Raw genomic sequence first — 20,424 nt, forward strand, 5'->3', positions numbered from 1 at the left:
GCCTGCCCAGACAGACGGAAAGACGATTTATGCCGCAGCGCGCCATTGCCCACGCCACCGCCCGCGCGCCCACACGGCGGGTGATGTTATACAGCCATGACACTTTCGGCTTGGGCCATCTGCGCCGCAGTCGCGCACTAGCCACCGCGCTGACCGCGGGGGATGACAAGGCTTCGGCGATTATCCTCACAGGCTCACCTGTGGCGGGGCGTTTTACCTTCCCCGAGCGGGTAGATCACATCCGCCTGCCCGGTGTGACCAAACTGCCTGATGGCTCTTATGTCAGTTCAACCCTTGGTCTTGATATCGACGCGACCACCAGCCTGCGCGCAGGATTGATCCAGTCAGCGGTCGAGCAATACAAGCCCGATCTGCTGATCGTGGACAAAGAGCCGACAGGCTTTCGCGGAGAATTGCTACCCACGCTTGAGTGGCTACAGGCCCAAGGCAACTGTCGCATCGTATTGGGCCTGCGTGATGTGCTTGACGAGCCGGAGGTGCTGGCCGCCGAGTGGGAGCGCAAAGGCGCTGTCAAGGCCGCCGAAGCATATTATGACGAGTTCTGGGTATACGGCGTCGAGGATATCTATGACCCCACCAGCGGTTTGCCCTTTACGCAGGCCACCCGTGACCGCATCCATTACACAGGCTATCTGCGGCGCACCATGACCGACAGCGCGGATGTACCGGACGAGCCTTATATCCTGATCACGCCAGGTGGTGGCGGCGACGGCGCGGCCATGGTCAGCCTCGTGCTGGACGCCTATGAGGCAGACCCCGATCTCGGACCCCATGCAATGCTTGTCTACGGCCCCTTCCTGTCAGGTGACGTGCGCGATTCAATGGATGCGCGGGTAGAGGCGTTAGGCGGGCGCGTCACGGCGACTGGCTTTGACAGCCGTATCGAGGCGCTTTTCGCCCAAGCGCAGGGCGTGGTGTGCATGGGCGGCTATAATACGTTTTGCGAAGTCCTCAGCTTTGACCAACGCGCGGTGATTGTGCCGCGTACCGTGCCACGGCTGGAGCAATGGATAAGAGCCAGCCGCGCGGAAGAGTTGCATTTGGTGCGTATGCTGGACGACGGGCGCGACGGCATGACCGTCGACGCAATGATTGCTGCGATCCGCGCGTTGCCAACGCAGGCCAAACCATCGGCTGCAGGAGCGGACGGATTGCTGGACGGGCTGGACGTCGTCGTAAAACGAGGACGCGCTTTGATGGATCATAAGGACCACATAGAATGACATCTGCCCCGAACCTCGCCATCATCGTAAAAGGCTGGCCACGCCTGTCCGAGACATTCATCGCACAAGAGCTTGTGGCATTGGAGGAGGCAGGGCTGAATTTCGATCTATGGTCCCTGCGCCACCCGACCGACAAAAAGACCCACCCGCTGCACGACCGTCTGCGCGCGCATGTGCGGTATCTGCCAGAATATCTGAACGAAGAACCCCGCCGCGTGCATGACGCCATGGGTGCCGTAACAGCCTTGCCCGGCTTTGATGCTGCAGCCGAGGCGTACGCCCGCGATCTGGCCCGCGATGATACCGCCAATCGCCGCCGCCGTTGGGGGCAAGCCTGCGTTCTGGCGCATGAGGCCGAAGGAACGCTTGAGGCACTGTACGCCCACTTTCTTCACACGCCCTCGTCTGTGGCGCGCTATGCCGCGATCCTGCGCGGGGTGCCATGGTCGTTTTCGGCCCACGCAAAAGACATCTGGACCTCGCCCGAATGGGAGCTGCGCGAAAAGCTGTCGGCCAGCAGTTTTGGCGCGGCCTTCGGCGCGACCTGTACAGGGTTTGGCGCCACACATTTGCAATCACTGGCCGATACCCCCACCCGCGTTGATCTGGTGTATCACGGGTTGGACCTTGGCCGCTTTCCCACCGCGCCCGAGCGTGCTTTGCGCGATGCGGATGCGCCGCTCAACATGATGTCTGTCGGGCGGCTGGTCGAGAAAAAAGGCTTTGATACGCTGATAGATGCGCTGGCGCTGCTGCCCGAGGGGCTGGCGTGGCACTGGACCCATATCGGCGGCGGTACGCTGGATGCAGAAATGCGCGCAAGGGCCAAAGCGGCTGGTGTGGCGGACCGTATTACGTGGCGCGGGGCCTGTGACCAACCCGACGTGATCGCGGCCATGCGCGCCGCCGATCTGTTTGTGCTGCCCTCTCGCATCGCCTCCGATGGAGACCGTGACGGCCTGCCCAATGTCCTCATGGAAGCGGCAAGCCAAAAGCTGCCCATTCTTTCCACCCCTGTTTCGGCCATTCCCGAATTCATCACGCACGGCACCCATGGTTTGCTGGCGCAAGACACCCCGCAGGATTTCGCCCAAGCGATGCTGCAGATCGCAGGTGATCCCACCCTCGGCCCAAAGCTGGCCGCGGCTGCACACGCCCGCCTTCATGCCGAGTTCACCATGGCCCCCGGCATTGCGCATCTGGCAAAACGTCTGCGCAGCATTCTGAAAACCGCCTGATGCGACTGGCGTTCTATGCCCCTCTGAAACCGCCTGACCATCCTGTCCCTTCGGGCGATCGCGCAATGGCGCAGGGTATCATGGCAGCACTTGAGCATATGGGCGCGCATGTGGATCTGGCGAGTGATCTGCGCAGCCGTGATGGTGCGGGCGATGGACACGCGCAGGCACAACTGATGGCCCAAGCCAAAGATTTGTTGCCACAGATTATTGAGGCAGGCCGCACCGCGGACTGGCAAGCATGGATCACCTACCACACGTACTACAAAGCCCCCGATCTGATCGGCCCGACTGTCAGCCGCGCCCTGGACATCCCCTATCTCGCAATAGAGGCAACCCGCGCGCGCAAACGTCTTGGCGGTCCGTGGGATGCCTTCGCCCGTGCTGCTGAAGATGCCTGCGACGCCGCTGATGTGGTTTTTTATCTGACGGAACGGGACCGCGAGGCGCTGACCGCATATGCGCCAAAGGGCCAGCACCACATCCATTTGCGCCCGTTCCTGCCCCGTCATAGCCTGCCTGCACCCGGCAAGGGGACACGGCTTTTGGCGGTGGGCATGATGCGCGCGGCGGCCAAGCTTGGCTCCTACAAACTGATCGCGCAAACGCTGGCACTGCTTCCTGACAGCTACATGCTGGATATCGCAGGCGACGGCCCGGCACGCCCGCAGGTTGAGGCCGCGATGGCCCCGCTGCGAGGACGCATTCGATACTTGGGGGCGTTAGACGCTGATGCACTTGAACACGCCTATTCAAACGCCGCAGCCCTGATTTGGCCCGGCTTGGACGAGGCATTCGGGATGAGCTATCTGGAGGCGCAGGCTCATGGCCTACCTGTCATCGCCCAAGACCGCCCCGGCGTGCGCGATGTTCTGTACCCCCGCGACTACCCCAGTGTTAATGAAGGCGCGAAAGGGCTCGCAGCACTCGCTCTTTCACCTGCGCCCGCAGCCCAGGACATCCGCGCGTATATCACCGCGCACCATCTGCTGCCTGCTGCGGCCACGACGCTGAGCGGCGGTCTGGCATTGGCAGGTGTGACATGATCCGGCTTGCCCTCTTGCGGCACGGCCATACCGCGTGGAACCGTGAAGGGCGCGTGCAAGGACGCAGCGATATTCCACTTGATGCCGAGGCCATCGCCGAACACGCGGCGCTGCGTCTGCCTGCGCCGTGGGACCACGCCGCGCTGTTTGCCAGCCCGCTCATGCGCGCCGCAGATACGGCACGCTTGGTAGCAGGCCATGCGCCAGAAACCGACCCCGCACTGATGGAAATGAACTGGGGCGATTGGGAGGGGCGTGTTGCGCGTGAATTGCGCGCTGATCCCACCTGCGACCACCGTGATATTGATGATTGGGGCTGGCACTATACACCCCCAAATGGCGAAAGCCCTGCCACCCTGAGAGCCCGACTGGTCCCTTGGGCCAGCGCGCTGACGACTGACACCGTCGCCGTTTGCCATATCGGCGTGATGCGGGTTCTGATGGCCCATGCAACGGGATGGAACTTTGACGGGCCAGCCCCCTTTGCTGTCAAAAGAAGACGCCTGTTTGTTATAGAGATTGCCGGAGACAAATGGCGTCTCTTGCCCGATCCCGTTCGACTGACAAAGGCCGATCCATGAAAGTTATGATCGTCGTCACACATCTGTTGGGAACCGGCCATCTGGCCCGTGCGCTAACGCTAGCCCGCGCATACGTAGCTGCAGGGGACACCGCTTGCGTTGTTTCAGGGGGCCTTCCTGCCCCTTTGATGGAGCATAGCGGTATCACATTTGTGCAACTGCCCCCTGTCCGATCCGACGGTGTTGATTTCTCGCGCTTGCTGAACGCGGACGGAACGCAAGTTACGGATGAACATCTAAAAATACGCCAGCGTATGCTGCTGGGCAAATTCGCGACCTTCTCACCGGATGTGTTGATAACCGAGTTGTTTCCCTTTGGGCGTCGCATCCTGCGGGATGAATTCCAGAGCCTGCTGCACGAGGCCAAGGCCCGACCCGATCCGCCACTCGTCTGCGCCTCAATCCGCGACATTCTGGCACCGCCGTCCAAGCCCAAGAAAGCCATATTCGCAGAGGATCTGATTGCACAATTCTATGATATCGTGCTGGTGCATTCCGATGCACATGTCACACCGCTTACGCTTAGCTGGCCGGTGTCCGAGATACTTTCCAGAAAGCTCCGTTACACGGGGTTCGTGTCTCCCAAAGCGGCGGGGCCCCATCCCGATGGAGCGGGCGCGGGTGAAATACTCATCAGCGCAGGGGGTGGTGATGTGGGTGAACCCGTCTACCAAACAGCCGTTGACGCGGCGAGGCTCCTCCCCAATCCGATGCGTATACTGCTGGGCGGCAATCCCTCCAACGAGCGCATCGCAGACCTGCGCAAAAATGCACCCGATCATGTCAGTGTTGAAAAGGCCCGCCCCGATTTTCGCCAGATGCTCTACCACGCTACCGCGTCGGTATCCCTGTGCGGCTACAACACCGCACTGGATATTTTGCAGGCCGCCACACCAGCTGTCTTTATCCCCTTTGACGAAGGGAGCGAGGTGGAACAGGGTATTCGCGCCCGCGCGCTTTCTGTTCAGTCCGGGATCACGACACTTGCGCGCGCTGACCTGAACCCGCGCAGCCTGTGCGATGCGATAGAACATGTCATCAATGCGCCGCGCCGCACAACCGCCGCGAAATTTAACGGCGCGGACCGCACAGTAGAAATCACCCGTACTCTGGGCGCAAAAAGATGATTGTGGACTGGTCTCCCCTCAAGACAGAAATGGTCATATGGCGCCGCCACAACCTACCACTGCCGCTGTGGTGGCGTGACGACGATGCCGTTGCAGCCACGCCTGCGCTGCACCGGCTGGCGCAGCTTGCGACGCAAGCGGCGATGCCGATCCACATCGCGGTTATCCCTGACCTGCTAACGCCCTCATTACCTCCCCTTCTCGGGGCCAATCCGATGCTTGTTCCTGTCGTGCATGGGTTTCGGCATATCAGCCACGCGCCAGAAGGCGGCAAGAACGCCGAATTCGGCCACCCGCGCCCCGCTGCGTCAGAGGAAACCGAACAGGCCCTGCAAAAAATGCAGCAGAGCTTTGGTGCAGACTTGTTGCCGCTATTCGTTCCGCCGTGGAACCGAATTACAGCTGATCTACTACCCATACTCGCCGCGCAAGGCTATCGCGGGGTATCAACCTATGGGCCGCGCACATCAACGCAGCCTGTGCCCGGTCTGACCCGCATCAACACCCATATCGACCCGATCTACTGGCGCGGTCACCGCGGACTGGTTGCGCCGGATGAATTGATCGCAGGCCTGACCGCCAATTTGCAGGCGCGCCGCGCAGGTGAAACAGACCCTTCTGAACCCCTTGGCTTGCTGACCCATCACCTTGTTCATACCGAGGAGGTCTGGAGCTTCTCACGTGATATCATACTGTTCCTGCTAGAAAACGGCGCTGTGCCAGCCGATCTGCGCACTATGATTTAGGCGGGTCGCAACCCAAGCATCTGGCGGGCTTGCGCGGGCGTAGCAACGGGCCGTTCGTATTTCGCGCACAGATCAGCTGCACGCAGGATCAAGGCTGCGTTCGAAGGGGCCAGCGTATTGCGATCAAGGCGTACGTTATCCTCAAGCCCTGCGCGGGTGTGGCCGCCTGCGGCGATTGCCCATTCGTTCAGAATAATCTGGTTCGGGCCGATCCCTGCGGCACACCAGAGTGCATCCGGCGCGAGACGCGCAATGGTTTTAACATAGAAATCAAACGTTTCGCGGTCAGCTGGCATGGCGTTCTTCACACCCATCACGAATTGGACATAGAGCTGGCCCTTGATGCGGCCATCGCGGTTCATCTGCGCCGCTTTGTGGATATGGCTTAGATCAAAACACTCTATTTCAGGTTTAATATCATAGGTTTGCATTTCACCCGCGAGCCAGTCAACCAGCTGCGGCGGATTTTCGTAAACGCGGGTCGGGAAGTTGTTTGAGCCTACAGAAAGGCTCGCCATATCGGGGCGGAGCGACAACATACCGCCACGTTCCTGACCCGCACCGGAACGGCCGCCGGTGGAGAATTGCATAATCATATCAGGGCAATGGGCCTTGATCCCTTCCTGCAACTCCGCGAATTTATCGGGGTCGGAGGACGGTGTCTCATCGTCGTTGCGCACATGGGCGTGGCAGATGCTGGCGCCTGCCTCATAGGCCGCGTGGGTGCTCTCGATCTGCTCGGAAATGGAGATCGGGACGGCAGGGTTGGCCGCTTTGGTCGGCACAGATCCGGTAATGGCGACGCAGAGGATGCAGGGGGTCATGAGGCTCTCCAAACGGGCAAAAGGGGCGTGTCACCCCTTGTACACCCCCTGTGCACCCCCCGTACACCGCATGGTGCATATTTTTGCGCGTCAGCTTTTGGTGAGATGGGTGATCTTATGCGCCAGCATGTAGGACACCGGTAGCGCCAGAATGGCCCCGACGGCTGCTGCCATGACAATCGCGGAGACCGAAGCGTAGCCCATGACGAGAACGGCAATCACACCCGTACCCGACAGGCTGGTCGCGACGATGGAATAGAGGATGGAAGCAAGGCGGATCATGACAAGGCTCCTTTGTGCCAGTGTATAGGCTCAGGATATGCGCAAGGGCCGCCGCCCGCTTTGATCTGGGTCAAATCACCGCTTTTTGACGAACTCCGTCAGGATCACGATGCGCTGGCCCTCGACGCGGCCTTCGATGTGGGCGTCATTGTCGGGGACGAGGGTGATGCGATGGACGGCGGTGCCGCGCTTGGCGGTGAAGCCTGCGCCTTTGACGTTGAGGTCCTTGATCAGAACCACGGTATCGCCTGTGGCGAGGGGGACGCCGTTGCTGTCGCGGTGGTTGGTCGCGGCGGCTTGGTTGTCGGCCCAGCTTTGGGTTTCGTCGTCGAGGTAGAGCTGCTCGGCCAGATCGCGGGACCAGTCGGTGTCGAGGCGTTTTAGAATGCGCAGGGCGAAGACTTGGAGGGCTGCATCGTCGGACCACATGGTCGAGGCGACGGCGCGGAAGTGATCGGGGGGTGTTTGGGGGTCGGCGCAGAGGGCGCAGATTTGAATAGAGGCGTCAGCGGGGCCGCCTGTGACGGGGGTGTCGGTGAGGGGCGCGTCAGAGGTGCAGAGGGGGCAGGTCATTTTGGGGTCCAGTGGGCAAGGTTTTAGCGGATGTACCACCGATCCTGCTTGGCTGCATGCTTTTCGTCAGGCTCTGACCAGTCCATTTGTTTTAGGACCGCGTAGGTGGCTGGGAGAGAGGCGATGGCGCCCACCATCATGGAGGTGATCATGCTGGTCCACGAGAAATAGCCCGCGACGATGACAGCCACGACAAGCGCGCCCGAGAGGGTGGAGAAGACGATGGAGTAGATGGCGAAGGCGAAGTGGATCATCGGCGAGGCGTACTACAAATCTTCAAAACCTTAAAATAAGCCGACAACGATAGACGCCGCTACACTAACAAAAAAACCAATAATAATAGTATTCGTCAACAACTTTCGCTTTGCCAGCTTTTGCTCTCTTTTTTCTTCATAGCGTTCCAAAGCTCTCCGATCTCCAGCATTTAATTTCAAATGCCTTGATCGCGGCGTTGAGACACGAGTGATTGCTCCAAATAACAATGTAGAGATGAGGTATAAAATGCTCCACAGAACTGCCAATAGCAAAATGATCAATGAAACTGAAATCGCTTCTTGACCAAAAATTTTGGCAAGTAAGCTCTCTGACCTGTACACAGCAAAGGCAGGCAAAATTACACATACCGTGTTTATGAGAGCTTTATTCAAAGGAAATGATTCGAAAAAACTATCTTGTGTTAGATCCTTTAGAAACTTCGACTTTTTCTTGGGTGCTACAACAGCCGGTAAATTCTCAAACCATCCCTCAACGATATCAACCATACCCTTTGCGACAAGGTAATTCGTGTAACGAACCGTAGCATTCAAATTATAGTAATCTGATGGATAGTGCATTTCCGTTGGTAAATCGAAGTCATCTTCTTTCTCGGCTTTCGTATAGTTTTCCACATATCCAGAAGGCATGGTTGATCTAAGATCAACTTCTAAATTGATCTTATCCAGCACGTCCCTATCGGGTAACTTAAGAACAGCGGAGAAGGTTATAATGACAGAGCTAGTGGCATCCGTGATCCCCGGATAGTTCTGCAAAAAACTGCCCATAGATACATATGAGAGACGTTTGTTACCCTTTAACTTGTCTCTGGATTGAACAACACAAGTTATCTTCGCTGCTTGAGACAAGGGGCCGTAAGTTTCAATCCATTGAGACAGTAGATGCACCAACTGCTCAATGTCTTCCGCCACACACATTGATGGAAAATGCAATCGAGTCTTATGACTTTCCTCTACACCGATCAGAGAATTATGTAGCGCCTGTAAAATCGGCTGCGGAATTGCGGGTAGCTTTGCTTCGTGTTCGCCACTGCGCAAAACTATCTCTGTCGTGAAATCATCATCTGACAAGGTAAAAGCTCCAACAAAATATTATTCATACGATAAGGTGTGAAGATAAAATTGCCACCTTTATACAGCCCTCTGGCTCAACCCGCACCGTGTGGGAACGCGCATTGCTTTGCAATACGCTGCCTCCCACCGTCGCTAAAATTGATCGGCTTTTAACCGTCCATTTTTAGCGCTGAAATAAACGCTTCCTGCGGAATATTAACCGACCCAAACTGCCGCATCTTCTTCTTACCCGCCTTCTGCTTATCCAGCAGCTTGCGTTTACGTGACGCGTCGCCGCCATAGCATTTGGCCGTCACGTCTTTGCGCATGGCCGAGAGTGTCTCGCGGGCGATGACTTTGCCGCCAATCGCCGCTTGGATCGGGATTTTGAACATGTGGCGCGGGATGAGGTCTTTTAGTTTTTCGACCATGGCGCGGCCGCGCATTTCCGCACGGTCGCGGTGGACCATGGTGGAGAGCGCGTCGACAGGCTCGTCGTTCACGAGGATGGACATTTTGACCAGCGCGTCCTCGCGGTAGCCGATCATCTGGTAGTCGAAGCTCGCGTAGCCTTTGGTCACCGATTTGAGGCGGTCGTAGAAGTCGAAGACCACTTCGTTGAGGGGCAGGTCGTAGACGACCATCGCGCGAGAGCCTGCGTAGGTGAGGTCCATCTGGATGCCGCGGCGGTCCTGGCACAGTTTGAGGACATCGCCGAGGTATTCGTCGGGGACGAGGATGGTCGCTTTGATCCGCGGCTCCTCCATGTGGTCGACGAACGTGAGGTCGGGCATGTCGGCGGGGTTGTGCAGCTCCTCCATGGAGCCGTCGCGCATGTGGACGTGGTAGATCACGCTGGGCGCGGTGGTTATGAGGTCGATGTCATACTCGCGCTCGATCCGGTCGCGGATGACTTCGAGGTGGAGCAGACCGAGGAAGCCGCAGCGGAAGCCGAAGCCCAGCGCAGCAGAGGTTTCCATCTCGTAGCTAAAGCTCGCGTCATTCAGCGCCAGTTTTTCGATGCTGTCGCGGAGGTCTTCGAACTGGGCGGCGTCCACGGGGAAGAGACCGCAGAAAACAACGGGCTGGGAGGGTTTGAAGCCCGGCAGCGCCTCTGCGCACCGCTTCTTCTCGTGGGTGATGGTGTCGCCCACGCGGGTGTCGCGGACCTGCTTGATGGAGGCGGTGAGAAAGCCGATCTCGCCCGGTCCAAGCACGTCAATCTCTGTCATGGCGGGGCGGAAGACGCCGATGCGGTCGACATGGTGGACCGAGCCGTTTTGCATCATCGTGATCTTGTCGCCCTTGCGCAGCTGGCCATCCATAATGCGGACAAGGACAATCACGCCGAGATAGCTGTCGTACCAGCTGTCCACCAGCATCGCCTTGAGCGGCGCGTCCAGCGTGCCTGTGGGCGCGGGAAGCAGGTTTACCACGGCCTCCAATGTCTCGACGATCCCCTCGCCTGTTTTGGCGGAGACGCGGATGGCGCCAGAGGCGTCGATGCCGATGACATCCTCGATCTGTTCCGCCACGCGGTCACAATCGGTGGCGGGCAGGTCGATCTTGTTGAGGACGGGCACAATCTCATGATCCGCATCAATGGCGTGGTAGACATTGGCCAGCGTCTGCGCTTCGACACCCTGCGTGCTGTCCACCACCAGCAGCGAGCCTTCGACCGCGCGCATGGAGCGGGAGACCTCATAGGCGAAATCGACGTGACCGGGGGTGTCAATCAGGTTGAGGACATATTCCTCACCGTTGAGCGCCTTGTAGTTGATCCGCACGGTTTGCGCTTTGATGGTAATCCCGCGCTCGCGCTCGATGTCCATACTGTCCAGCATCTGCGCCTTCATATCGCGCAAGGCGACTGTCTGCGTCTCTTGGATGAGACGATCAGCGAGGGTGGATTTGCCATGGTCGATGTGCGCGACGATGGAGAAATTGCGGATGTGTGAAAGTGGTGTCATAGATTTGATATGTAGGGGTTTTGAGGAGCGGTCAAGGTGGCATGGTGGTAGAGCGATCAAACAACCCTTTGGGTGACACAGCACCTCTCGACACGGTGATGATTGATGATCTCAGTCATGCTGACGTGAAAATCGTGGTTCTACGGGAATTACTGCGAGCGATAGGGTTGCAGGGGGCATATGTCTTAGCTTCTAAGGGGAAGCCTCGGGTTAATTCTGAAGGCACTTTGGCGATATTACGACTTTTTTTAACACTAATATCACGACCCGATCCCGACACAGTATTTCTCGCATCCCAACGGCTGAGCATTTTGGAGGAAGACTTCAATCCGCAACAGAAACGCGGCGTCTTCACCAACAATATTATGGGCTATCAGAGTATCAGCCGAATACTGCAATATGCGGCAGGCTCCATAACAGCGGACGCATACTCTCCGACAACTGACGCGGACGAATACATTAGGCTTGCGATTGATGATCTAGCCAACCTAATTCCGGTCAGTCGGCTTCGGTTGCATCTGCGCTACGCAACAGAAAATCTCATCATCGAAGTGCCGCCAGTTGATAGGTTTTGGGATACGCCATTGTGGGCGGATGAGCTCTCTGTACCAAACAAACCCGAGTATTGGAGTCTTAACAATCAGCCTAAGGATCTCGCAATCATTAACTACTTTCGCGAACAGCCTGCAATTTGGCAGTTTTGGGAGGATTGGTATTCGGGGTATTTAACCGGCAATCCAATGGACAGCAGGCAATTAGAAGCTGTCGCGAAGATACCGGATAATGTTTGGGACAAAGGGGCAGACGCGGTTGCTGTTGAGATCAAAAGGATCGAAGCACGCTTTCGAACGGCGATAGCGACGCCGCTTATTCGCGGTTCAGAAGATAGCTCTTTTCGCCTCGATTTCGAAGCTGCCCTCCCAGCCGAAACACTCGACTTCATCAAAGAGCGGGTGGGTGGTGCGCTAGCATCTGCTTTGGAAGCTGGCGGCAACAATGGCTTTGACGAAACCTGCTATGAAGCGATTGCAATCGAGAAGGCCCTTGCGAGTAAAAACCCAAGCGCCGTTGCTGGCTTACTTGCTGATGCCAGTTTCAGCTTTCAGTCGTCCATAGGAACTCAGTACCCGCAGGATGGTGGATTGATTGCGCTTCGTGCTTCTGCGTTTGTTGGTTCTGAAGAAATTTGTGACGAGGATGAAGCGGCGCGAAAGAGGTGCTATCGATTGGCGAAATTGTATGTGGATCAGAATGCCACTCCAATCGATCAAACCGAACTCAAGGAATTCACTGACGCCATATCCGAAGAGGCCGACGATGAGGTCGAGGCCATTTTGCGCAATGATGCGAATGAGATTTCGAAAGGGAATAAGAGGGGGCGTTTCTCACGTGCGAGATTTGCGAACTACGCGACAACAATCGTGCAATGGATCGACAAATCGCGCAAGGGCCAAGGACGTGCAGAATGGCTTTGGAAGATGGTCGGCAGGTTACTTGATGCTTTGAAGGACGCGCCACCAGATTAAACCAATCAAGGTGTGTGTTTGAATGTCTGCCGTGAAACCCATTGCTTCGGTCAAATTGCCTCCTACACGAGGGCGGCCCCCTGCCTTGGAGGTGGTCGGGGACTGTTTGTGCCGCAGGCATTAATGGTGGTTTTGTGAATAGAGGCCGCCACTCCCCACTTCCCCCCTGCCCCTGATCCGTGCTAATCTTCGGCCAGAGCAAAAACAGCCGCATCACAAGGGGCAAACCCCATCTGCGGCGTGAGACAAAGGCAGACGAGATGAAATCCACGGTATTTGCGCTGTTGGCGCTTTCAACATTGGCCGCCTGTGGCGGCGGCGGGGCGTCCAATATTACGACGCGGGGGGCTTATGCGCCTACGCAGCTTTATGCGACGGGGCCGTTGCAGCGGGCCTGTCTGGCGCAGGGGCGGCGGGCTGCAAGCTCGCAGCGGTGCGGGTGTATTCAGGCGGTCGCGGACCGTGAGTTGTCGGCCACGCAGCAGCGCCGCGGCGTCAAAGCCTTCAAGGACCCGCACAAGATGCAGCAATGGCGCCAGTCCGACCGTTCCAGTGACAATGCGTTCTGGGATGTATGGAAAGCCTTTGGCCAGAGCGCTGCCAAGGTTTGCTCTTAGACCAACGGCACAGCCAAGCTAGAGTTGTGACTGTGTGGGCGGACCAAAGCGTTCGTGCAGACGGTTTGTGATCTGGTCACGGGCGGCGCGGAACTGGGTCAGCTTGGCCTCGCGCCCCTCGCCCAGACCTGTGGGATCGAGGATCGGCCAATACTCCACCTCCAGATGGTAGAAGCGCGTCAGCTCAAGCGCGCGGCGTTGTGACGCGGGCGAGAGGGCAATCACCAGATCGAAAGAGCTGAGATCATCGCCCCAGTCCTCCATCTCGTCAAAACTGCGCGAGCGGTGTCGCGACAGCTCGACCCCCATTTCCTGACACACGGCGATGGAAAAGCCGTCAATCTCGAGGTCATTTTTGACCCCGACGGACTGGACGTAGACATCCATGCCGTAAAACTTTTTCATCAGCCCTTCGGCCATGGGCGACCGGACGGCGTTGTGATCGCAGCAAAAGAGGACTGATTGAGGCAGCTCTTGCGTCACTCATCAGCCTCCGAAATGCAGAACGCAGATGAGCGTGAACAGGCGGCGGGCGGTGTCGATGTCGATCTCGGCCTTGCCTTCAAGACGCTCTTGCAGCACGCGGGAACCCTCCATGTGGATGCCGCGCCGCGCCATATCTATCGTCTCGATCTGGGCGGGGGGCAGCTTTTTGACTGCGTCGAAGTAGGATTCGCAAATCTGGAAGTAGTCTTTGACCACCTGCCGGAAGGGCGAGAGGGACAGATGGAATTCCGCCGCCTTTTCAGCACTTTCCGTGTTTACGTCAAATACCAGCCGCTTGTCACGGATCGACAGACCCAGATGATACGGGCCTGTGGGCACAGGGCGGTCATCGCGGGTGGGCAGCACAAATGTGTTGTCCTCCAGCAGATCGAACATGGCCACGCGGCGCTCTTGCTCGATCTCTGCCGTAGGGGGCGGCAGGTTTGCATCATCAAGGATGATATTTGTGATGCGGCTCATGGGTACGTCTCCGGACGGCAGGTTCGGCCTCTGTGATAGACCAGTCGCCTTATAGGGGCAATCGTGCCTTTGCGATAACTGCGCGCACAGTTCGATCTGTGGCGAAGTGTTTGCTGCATGGTAGGTGATAGGATGCCCAGAACCGCAAGTCTGCCAAGGGGGTTCTTCATGTTGCTTAGCTATCTGTACGACAATTTTATCGAAGAGGCGGAATTTGCCCGTGACTGCGGGCTGTCCCCCGAGGCGCTGGATGCGATGGGCAGGGCCCGTGTAATGCCCTCGGCGTCTTATGTGTACAAGACAGCGGGCCAGTCGGATTCGTTTGTGAGCGAGTACACCGAAGAGGCGACCTATCGGTTCCACCTAAAGGGCCACAAACAGTGGATGACGGCGCTGGCGCGCTTCGGGATTTGCAGCGAGGACCGCGCGCGGCGGTATTTCTTTCACCGCTATGACGGCGCGAAGGAGATGTTCTTGACAGGACAACCGGGCGCCGCGCTGGTGGGTGCCGCGCCCGATGTAGCGCAGCAATTCGATGCCGCCTATGCAGAGCAGACGTGGGAGAATTTTCTGGCAGGTGTCTATGGGGTTTGCACAACCGACGGGCAGCCGGAAACGGTGTTTCTGAAGCAGGCCGGGGTTCTCTTTATTGAGGCGCTGTGCGCCCAAGGGCCTGCGCATCTGACAGGCGACAGGTTGGCCCTGCTGGGGACCTGTGTGGATTTTCTGGATCAGGTCGAGGCAGCGTTTGCCCCCCATGAGGTTGCGCAGACATCGCGGCAACGCTGCATCACGGACATCCGCGCGCAATACTTCCACGCAGTCTGATGCGCGGACAGTTTTACGGCATCACTCGTTGAGTTTGCGCAGGCGGGCTGTGACCGAAAGGCCGTGGGCCTCCAGGCTTTCGGAGCTTGCCAGCCGTTCGGCGGCGGGGCCGATGGCGCGCAGGGCAGCGGGGGTCATATGCGACAGCGTGGTCCGCTTCATAAAGTCCAGCACAGACAGGCCAGACGAGAACCGTGCAGAGCGCGCGGTGGGCAGCACGTGGTTGGGGCCGCCAACATAGTCGCCGATGGCCTCCGGCGTCCACTGGCCCAAGAATATTGCGCCTGCATGAGTGATTTGCGCGCTCAGTGCATGCGGGTCGGCCACGCAAAGCTCAAGGTGTTCGGGTGCGATGCGATCGGTAAGAGCGGCGGCCGTGGCGAGGTCGGGCACCGTAATGATCGCACCGAAGTCACGCCATGAAGGACCCGCGATATGGGCGCGTTGCAGCGTTTCGAGGCGTTTGTCCACGGCTGCGGCGACAGCATTACCGAAGGCCGCATCGGTGGTGATGAGCAAAGATTGCGCGCTTTCGTCATGTTCAGCCTGTGAAAGCAGATCAAGGGCAATCCAGTCGGGATCGTTATCGGCATCTGCCACCACCAGAATCTCGGACGGACCTGCGATCATGTCGATACCGACCTTGCCAAAGACGCGGCGTTTGGCGGCAGCGACGAAAGCATTGCCGGGACCTGTAATTTTATCAACGGCTGCGATGGTATCAGTGCCGTAAGCCAGTGCCGCAACGGCCTGCGCACCGCCGATGCGATAAACTTCGTCCACGCCGGAGATTTGCGCGGCCAGCAGAACCAGCGGATTGAGGATGCCATCAGGGGTGGGCACGACCATGGCGAGGCGCTGCACCCCCGCGACTTTGGCAGGAATCGCGTTCATCAGGACCGAGCTGGGGTAGCTGGCAAGCCCCCCCGGCACGTAGAGGCCTGCGGCGGACACCGCAGACCAGCGCCAGCCAAGGGTCGCCCCCACGTCATCCGTCCATTCGGCGTCTTCGGGCAATTGACGTGCGTGGTAGGCACGGATGCGGGCGGCGGCTTGTTCAAGGGCGTCTTTATCTTGCGCGCTGACCTGTGCCACCGCTGCAGCGATTTCGGCATCCGTGATGCGCAGGGTATCGGGCGTAAGGGTGATGCGATCGAATTTTGCTGTCAGGTCGATGACCGCCGCGTCCCCGCGCTTGCGCACATCGGCAATGATATCTGCGACCACGGCATCCACATCAGGGCTGTCTTCACGCTTGGCGTTCAGAAGCGTTGTGAAGGCTGCCTCAAAATCGGGGGCTGTGGCGTCAAGAAATACGGGCATGGGATGGCTCCTGCTGTTGAGACAGGGGTTAGCGGGGAATGCTGCGGGTCTCAAGAGGGGTGCGGCAGGATGCCGTTTGCGCGCGCGGTGTCTGTGGGATTGAGTTTACAGGAAAAATAAAGAAGCTGAGGGACCTCAGCATGATCGGCAAAGGTCCCGCAGGTTTTGTGCGGTGCAGGTGTCAGTCTGGATGGCTAGGGCGTTTTTTGGAGGGGGCGACATAGGGGCGCGTGACGTCCTTTAGCGTGGCATCCAGTGCCTCGACCTCAAGACGGATTGCGCCATCCCCGGCAAGGGTAAGGATGATATGGCCCGAAGGGGGGTCTGTTTGCTCAAACCCGATGTGCAGCAAGGACAGGACCGTATCGGCATCCCCCTTGGACACGCCTTGGGAAGCTACTGAGACGACATTCGAGAACATCAGCACCGATTGCACACGCTCTGGCGCGTGACGTGCGGCGCCGTCATCCTCCCAACGGACGCGGTTGAGCAGCAGGGCAAAGCGCCCTTCGCGGCGGTGCCAGCGCATCTCGGAGGCGGGAAAGACTGCATCCTGCGCCAGCGACGAAATGATCTTGAGGTCATCTCCGTCCAGAGCGCCAAGGTTGAGCGGGACTTCTCCGCCGTCCTCGAAACGTGCATCCGTGCTCATTCGTCTTTGATCCGCTCGATATCTGCGCCCACGCCAGAGAGTTTGGTCACGACGTGTTCATATCCGCGATCAAGGTGGTAGACGCGGCTGACTTTTGTTTCGCCCTGTGCTGCCATGCCCGCGAGGATCAGCGAGACGGAGGCGCGCAGATCAGTGGCCATGACGGGGGCGCCTTTAAGTTTGTCGACGCCCGTGACGATGGCTTTGCCGCCCTGCACTTCGACCTTTGCGCCCATGCGGATCAGTTCCGGTGCGTGCATAAAGCGGTTCTCGAAGATCTTTTCTTCCAGCGTGGAGGTGCCTTCAGCCGTGCACAACAGCGCCATCATCTGCGCCTGCAGATCGGTTGGGAAACCCGGGAACGGCTCGGTTGTGACATCTACGGCTTGCACGCGGTCGGTGCGGCGTTTGACCTTGAGGCCCTTGGCGGTCTCGGTGACTTCGATGCCTGCAGCGTCAAGCTTTTCACAAAATGCGCCAACAAGATTGATGCGGCCGCCCAGCAGTTCGACTTCACCACCGCAGATCGCGGGCGCCAGCATATATGTACCAAGCTCGATACGGTCGGTGACGACGGGATGGGTTGCAGCGCCCAGACGGTCAACGCCCTGAATTGTGATGGTCGAGGTGCCATCGCCCTCGATCTGCGCACCCATGCGGCGCAGGCAATCTGCAAGATCGACGATCTCTGGCTCGCGCGCGGCGTTGTTGATGACGGTGGTGCCTTTGGCCAGTGCGGCCGCCATCATGATGTTTTCGGTGGCCCCTACCGAGGCGAAAGGGAAATCAATTACTGCGCCCTTGAGGCGGCCGCCGCTCGCCTTGGCATAGAGATATCCATCGCGCAGATCGATGCTGGCGCCCATCTTTTCCAGCCCGTCGGTGTGGATATCCATCGGGCGTGCGCCAATGGCACAACCGCCCGGGAGCGAAACCTCGGCGTAGCCTTCGCGTGCGAGGAGCGGGCCAAGGACCAGATTAGAAGCGCGCATTTTACGCACGATATCGTATTCGGCGCGTGTGTTGATCGCACCGTGGCAAGACATGGAAATCACGCGGCCTTCCTGAAGCGTAGTAATCTCGGCACCCAGCGATTGCAAAAGCTGGGTCATGGTGCGGATGTCTGACAGGCGCGGCGCATTGGTCAGCGTCAGCGGTTCTTCACTCAGCAGCGTTGCAGGCATCAGGGTGAGACAGGCGTTTTTCGCACCTGCAATCGGGATTGATCCTTTGAGCGGCCCGCCGCCCCGTACCAGAATTGCGTCCATGCCTTATGTTTCCTTGTTTTCTGCGTCTTGCGCGCTGCCTGTGGAAGCACTCTGTGTCACATCTGCCGCACGCGCACGCGCCTGCCCCTTGCGCCGGGCCATATTGGCCTTCAACGCCTGAGACAGCCGCGCCTGCTTGCGCGCAGCTTCTTCTGCTTTGGCCGATTGGGCCGGTGTTTGCGAGTGCTCTTTGTCTGCCATGGCATGTGTCTAGCGCAGGCGCTGCACGGGGTCCAGATTACTCGGGAATTTGGCTTGCACGGAATTGATTTTGCCGTTAGTGAGCGCCCTACCAACGCTGTGGTAGCTCAGTGGTAGAGCGCGTCATTGGTAATGACGAGGTCGGGAGTTCAATCCTCCCTCACAGCACCATCAATCCATGACAGTTCCGGCAGACAGCATGCGGCGGCAAGATGGCCAGACTGGACGCACCCTGCGGGTACGCTGAGTGCGGGAGTTCAATCCTCCCTCACAGCACCATCAATCCCTGACAGTTCCGGCAGACAGCATGCGGCGGCACGATGGCCCGACTGGACGCACCCTGTTTCCACCCACACGCGGGCAGCGTACTATTTGTCTCAGCCCAATATGCGCAATAATTCCGGGGATGGTTTGCCTGTGGTGGGCAAGCCCTTGCTGGCCTGATAGGCGCGGATCGCTTTTTCGCTGTTGGGGCCGATCACACCATCGCTGCCGCCTGTGTCAAAGCCGCGCGCGGTGAGGCCTTTTTGCAAGGCAACGCGGTCATCCTTTGTCAGACCGTTTGCATCGGGTGGAAAGCTGCCCCGCAGCGGGCCCGCACCGCCGATGCGGTCGGCCAGATGGCCCACGCCGATCGCGTAGGCGTCAGAGTTGTTATAGCGTTTGATCGCGCGGAAGTTGCGGGTCACGGAAAAACGCGGGCCGCCCCGCTGGGGCTGGATGATGCTACCGTTTGGCGCGCCACTGCCCACTTCGCCGCCCCATTTAACGCCACGGGTCCAACCGTTGCGTTGCAGATAAGCGGCGGTGGAGGCCAACGCATCGGTAGGATCTTCGGACCAGATGTCGCGCCGACCGTCGCCTGTAAAATCTACCGCAAACGCTTGGTAAGATGTGGGAATAAACTGTGTGTGGCCCATGGCCCCTGCCCATGATCCTGTCATGCCGGCGGGCGTGATATCGCCGTTCTGAAGGATTTTCAGCGCCGCAATCAGTTGCTTTTCAAAAAACGCGCCGCGCCGTCCGTCATAGGCCAGCGTCGAAGTGGCCGAGATTACGGGTACGTTGCCGCGCCGCTCGCCGAAATAGCTTTCAAGCCCCCAGACGGCACAGATGATTTCCGCGTCAACACCGTAGCGGCCCTCAAGCGTTTGAAGCGTACCGCGCTGGCGGGCAAAAGCCGCGCGGCCTTTGCTGACACGTTCGTCAGAGGCCGCGATGGAGAGGTAATCCTCAAGGCTGCGTTTGAATTCGGTCTGGTTGCGGTCGCGCTTTACGCAGCCGGGCAGATAACCTGTGCCGCGAAAGGCCGCGTTGAGTGTTGATGAAGAAATGCCACGCGATGCCGCACGGCTGCGAAAGCTGGCGACCCATGCGTCGTATCCTGCGTTGGGTGTAGGGCGCAGATCAGGCGGGAGCCCCACTGACGGAACACTGCTGGTCGATGTCGCAGCCCCACCACATGCCGAAAGCGCAAGAGCGCCCAAGCCTAGTCCGAAATTCCGCCGTGAAACTGTCATGTTCTGCTGCCCCGCGTTGTGCGCCTGTGTTTTCTACTATGCTAGCTGATTGGCAGGGCATGGCAACAGAATTAGGAGAGGCCACGCGGCCCTTCGCCGACGCATGACAGGCGATCAGGGCTGGTACAGCGGCACTGTGGACATGGACATTTTCGCAGACCCGTTCTGCACATCGCGGGCGTGACTGATATAGATCAACGTCTGGTTGGCCTCGTCAAAGATGCGTTTCACCTTGATCGATTTGAAAACAATCGAACGACCCTTGGTAAACACATCCTCCCCTTCATCATCGCGGTTGATATCCCCCACTGTGATGGGGCCGGTCTGACGGCAAGAGATTGACGAGTTGGAAGGGTCCTCGAACCAGTTGCCTTTTTGCAGACGGTCTATCAGACCGCGCTCGAAATAGGTCACGTGACAGGTCACGCCTGTCACTTTCGGATCGGCAAGCGCCTCGATAATCAGGTCATTCCCCAGCCAGTCAACATCGACATTGCCGACCTGCTCGGCAGCGAGGGTTGAGGGAAGGGCGAAGGCGGCAGCGGCAATTATTTTTTTCATCATGCC

The 20,424-nt window shown here is 58.6% G+C and carries 23 protein-coding genes and 1 tRNA gene; 10 read left to right on the plus strand and 14 right to left on the minus strand.

The window, feature by feature from the left end:
* Positions 1-29: 29 nt before the first annotated feature.
* Genes Q0903_RS12305 through Q0903_RS12330 form a run of 6 tightly spaced genes read left to right on the plus strand, consistent with a single transcriptional unit; the run spans position 30 to position 5,982 of the window.
* On the plus strand, positions 30-1,244 hold the full coding sequence (locus Q0903_RS12305) for a hypothetical protein (protein ID WP_299415670.1): 1,215 nt from the start codon (positions 30-32) through the stop codon (positions 1,242-1,244).
* The gene (locus tag Q0903_RS12310; protein WP_299415672.1) at positions 1,241-2,482 is read left to right on the plus strand and encodes a glycosyltransferase family 4 protein; all 1,242 of its coding nucleotides are present in this window, start codon (positions 1,241-1,243) and stop codon (positions 2,480-2,482) included. Before Q0903_RS12305 ends, Q0903_RS12310 begins: the two co-directional genes overlap by 4 nt.
* Positions 2,482-3,528 carry a glycosyltransferase gene (locus tag Q0903_RS12315; RefSeq protein ID WP_299415675.1) on the plus strand — a complete coding sequence of 349 codons (1,047 nt, stop codon included), beginning with the start codon at positions 2,482-2,484 and terminating at the stop codon, positions 3,526-3,528. The genes Q0903_RS12310 and Q0903_RS12315 overlap by 1 nt, the downstream gene beginning before the upstream one ends.
* Positions 3,525-4,109: a histidine phosphatase family protein gene (locus tag Q0903_RS12320; RefSeq protein WP_299415677.1), complete on the plus strand. Its 585-nt coding sequence runs from the start codon at positions 3,525-3,527 to the stop codon at positions 4,107-4,109. Before Q0903_RS12315 ends, Q0903_RS12320 begins: the two co-directional genes overlap by 4 nt.
* The gene (locus Q0903_RS12325; RefSeq protein ID WP_299415680.1) at positions 4,106-5,236 is read left to right on the plus strand and encodes a glycosyltransferase; all 1,131 of its coding nucleotides are present in this window, start codon (positions 4,106-4,108) and stop codon (positions 5,234-5,236) included. The genes Q0903_RS12320 and Q0903_RS12325 overlap by 4 nt, the downstream gene beginning before the upstream one ends.
* Positions 5,233-5,982: a polysaccharide deacetylase gene (locus tag Q0903_RS12330; protein WP_299415683.1), complete on the plus strand. Its 750-nt coding sequence runs from the start codon at positions 5,233-5,235 to the stop codon at positions 5,980-5,982. Before Q0903_RS12325 ends, Q0903_RS12330 begins: the two co-directional genes overlap by 4 nt.
* Here Q0903_RS12330 and Q0903_RS12335 read toward each other — a convergent pair.
* The 6 genes from Q0903_RS12335 to lepA all read right to left on the minus strand — a co-directional run bounded on the left by Q0903_RS12335 (position 5,979) and on the right by lepA (position 10,956).
* The gene (locus Q0903_RS12335; protein WP_299028128.1) at positions 5,979-6,806 is read right to left on the minus strand and encodes a 3-keto-5-aminohexanoate cleavage protein; all 828 of its coding nucleotides are present in this window, start codon (positions 6,804-6,806) and stop codon (positions 5,979-5,981) included. The two genes, Q0903_RS12330 and Q0903_RS12335, sit on opposite strands and share 4 nt — an antisense overlap.
* A gap of 90 nt (positions 6,807-6,896) precedes the next feature.
* Positions 6,897-7,088 (minus strand): hypothetical protein, encoded by a 192-nt coding sequence (locus Q0903_RS12340; RefSeq protein WP_299028125.1) that lies wholly within the window; start codon positions 7,086-7,088, stop codon positions 6,897-6,899.
* Between the two features lie 75 nt (positions 7,089-7,163).
* Complete coding sequence (locus tag Q0903_RS12345; RefSeq protein ID WP_299415687.1) at positions 7,164-7,661, minus strand: alkylphosphonate utilization protein; 498 nt, start codon at positions 7,659-7,661, stop codon at positions 7,164-7,166.
* A gap of 23 nt (positions 7,662-7,684) precedes the next feature.
* Entirely contained in the window at positions 7,685-7,915 is a 231-nt protein-coding gene (locus tag Q0903_RS12350; protein WP_299415689.1) for a hypothetical protein, read from the minus strand.
* 30 nt (positions 7,916-7,945) lie between these two features.
* Positions 7,946-9,004 carry a hypothetical protein gene (locus tag Q0903_RS12355; RefSeq protein WP_299415692.1) on the minus strand — a complete coding sequence of 353 codons (1,059 nt, stop codon included), beginning with the start codon at positions 9,002-9,004 and terminating at the stop codon, positions 7,946-7,948.
* A gap of 152 nt (positions 9,005-9,156) precedes the next feature.
* Positions 9,157-10,956, minus strand: coding sequence for a translation elongation factor 4 (lepA, locus tag Q0903_RS12360; RefSeq protein ID WP_299028113.1), 1,800 nt, complete (start codon positions 10,954-10,956; stop codon positions 9,157-9,159).
* Between the two features lie 98 nt (positions 10,957-11,054).
* Here lepA and Q0903_RS12365 point away from each other — a divergent pair, with 98 nt between their 5' ends.
* Positions 11,055-12,482, plus strand: coding sequence for a hypothetical protein (locus Q0903_RS12365; RefSeq protein ID WP_299415695.1), 1,428 nt, complete (start codon positions 11,055-11,057; stop codon positions 12,480-12,482).
* 260 nt (positions 12,483-12,742) lie between these two features.
* Positions 12,743-13,099 carry a hypothetical protein gene (locus Q0903_RS12370; RefSeq protein WP_299415697.1) on the plus strand — a complete coding sequence of 119 codons (357 nt, stop codon included), beginning with the start codon at positions 12,743-12,745 and terminating at the stop codon, positions 13,097-13,099.
* Positions 13,100-13,117: 18 nt separating this feature from the next.
* Here Q0903_RS12370 and Q0903_RS12375 read toward each other — a convergent pair whose 3' ends face one another.
* Entirely contained in the window at positions 13,118-13,582 is a 465-nt protein-coding gene (locus tag Q0903_RS12375; protein ID WP_299028108.1) for a low molecular weight phosphatase family protein, read from the minus strand.
* A 3-nt stretch (positions 13,583-13,585) separates the two neighbouring features.
* Entirely contained in the window at positions 13,586-14,065 is a 480-nt protein-coding gene (locus Q0903_RS12380) for a UPF0262 family protein (RefSeq protein WP_299028105.1), read from the minus strand.
* A 168-nt stretch (positions 14,066-14,233) separates the two neighbouring features.
* On the opposite strand from Q0903_RS12380, the gene Q0903_RS12385 reads away from it, so the two are divergent.
* The gene (locus tag Q0903_RS12385; RefSeq protein WP_299415701.1) at positions 14,234-14,893 is read left to right on the plus strand and encodes a DUF6058 family natural product biosynthesis protein; all 660 of its coding nucleotides are present in this window, start codon (positions 14,234-14,236) and stop codon (positions 14,891-14,893) included.
* 21 nt (positions 14,894-14,914) lie between these two features.
* Here Q0903_RS12385 and hisD read toward each other — a convergent pair whose 3' ends face one another.
* From hisD to Q0903_RS12405, 4 genes are all read right to left on the minus strand, one after another.
* On the minus strand, positions 14,915-16,216 hold the full coding sequence (gene hisD, locus Q0903_RS12390) for a histidinol dehydrogenase (RefSeq protein ID WP_299415704.1): 1,302 nt from the start codon (positions 16,214-16,216) through the stop codon (positions 14,915-14,917).
* A 181-nt stretch (positions 16,217-16,397) separates the two neighbouring features.
* Positions 16,398-16,868, minus strand: a complete 471-nt coding sequence (locus tag Q0903_RS12395; RefSeq protein WP_299028098.1) for a DUF2948 family protein — start codon at positions 16,866-16,868, stop codon at positions 16,398-16,400.
* Positions 16,865-18,136 (minus strand): UDP-N-acetylglucosamine 1-carboxyvinyltransferase, encoded by a 1,272-nt coding sequence (gene murA / locus Q0903_RS12400; RefSeq protein WP_299415707.1) that lies wholly within the window; start codon positions 18,134-18,136, stop codon positions 16,865-16,867. Before murA ends, Q0903_RS12395 begins: the two co-directional genes overlap by 4 nt.
* 3 nt (positions 18,137-18,139) lie before the next feature.
* A complete protein-coding gene (locus tag Q0903_RS12405; protein WP_299028092.1) occupies positions 18,140-18,337 on the minus strand; it encodes a hypothetical protein in 198 nt (65 codons plus the stop codon).
* Positions 18,338-18,433: 96 nt separating this feature from the next.
* On the opposite strand from Q0903_RS12405, the gene Q0903_RS12410 reads away from it, so the two are divergent.
* A tRNA-Thr gene (locus Q0903_RS12410) sits at positions 18,434-18,508 on the plus strand.
* Positions 18,509-18,714: 206 nt separating this feature from the next.
* Here Q0903_RS12410 and Q0903_RS12415 read toward each other — a convergent pair.
* Positions 18,715-19,857 carry a lytic murein transglycosylase gene (locus Q0903_RS12415; RefSeq protein WP_299415711.1) on the minus strand — a complete coding sequence of 381 codons (1,143 nt, stop codon included), beginning with the start codon at positions 19,855-19,857 and terminating at the stop codon, positions 18,715-18,717.
* Positions 19,858-19,971: 114 nt separating this feature from the next.
* Positions 19,972-20,418: a CreA family protein gene (locus Q0903_RS12420; RefSeq protein WP_299028086.1), complete on the minus strand. Its 447-nt coding sequence runs from the start codon at positions 20,416-20,418 to the stop codon at positions 19,972-19,974.
* Between the last annotated feature and the right edge of the window lie 6 nt (positions 20,419-20,424).

It is taken from the genome of uncultured Sulfitobacter sp. (genome assembly GCF_947502895.1).
Lineage (GTDB): Bacteria > Pseudomonadota > Alphaproteobacteria > Rhodobacterales > Rhodobacteraceae > Sulfitobacter.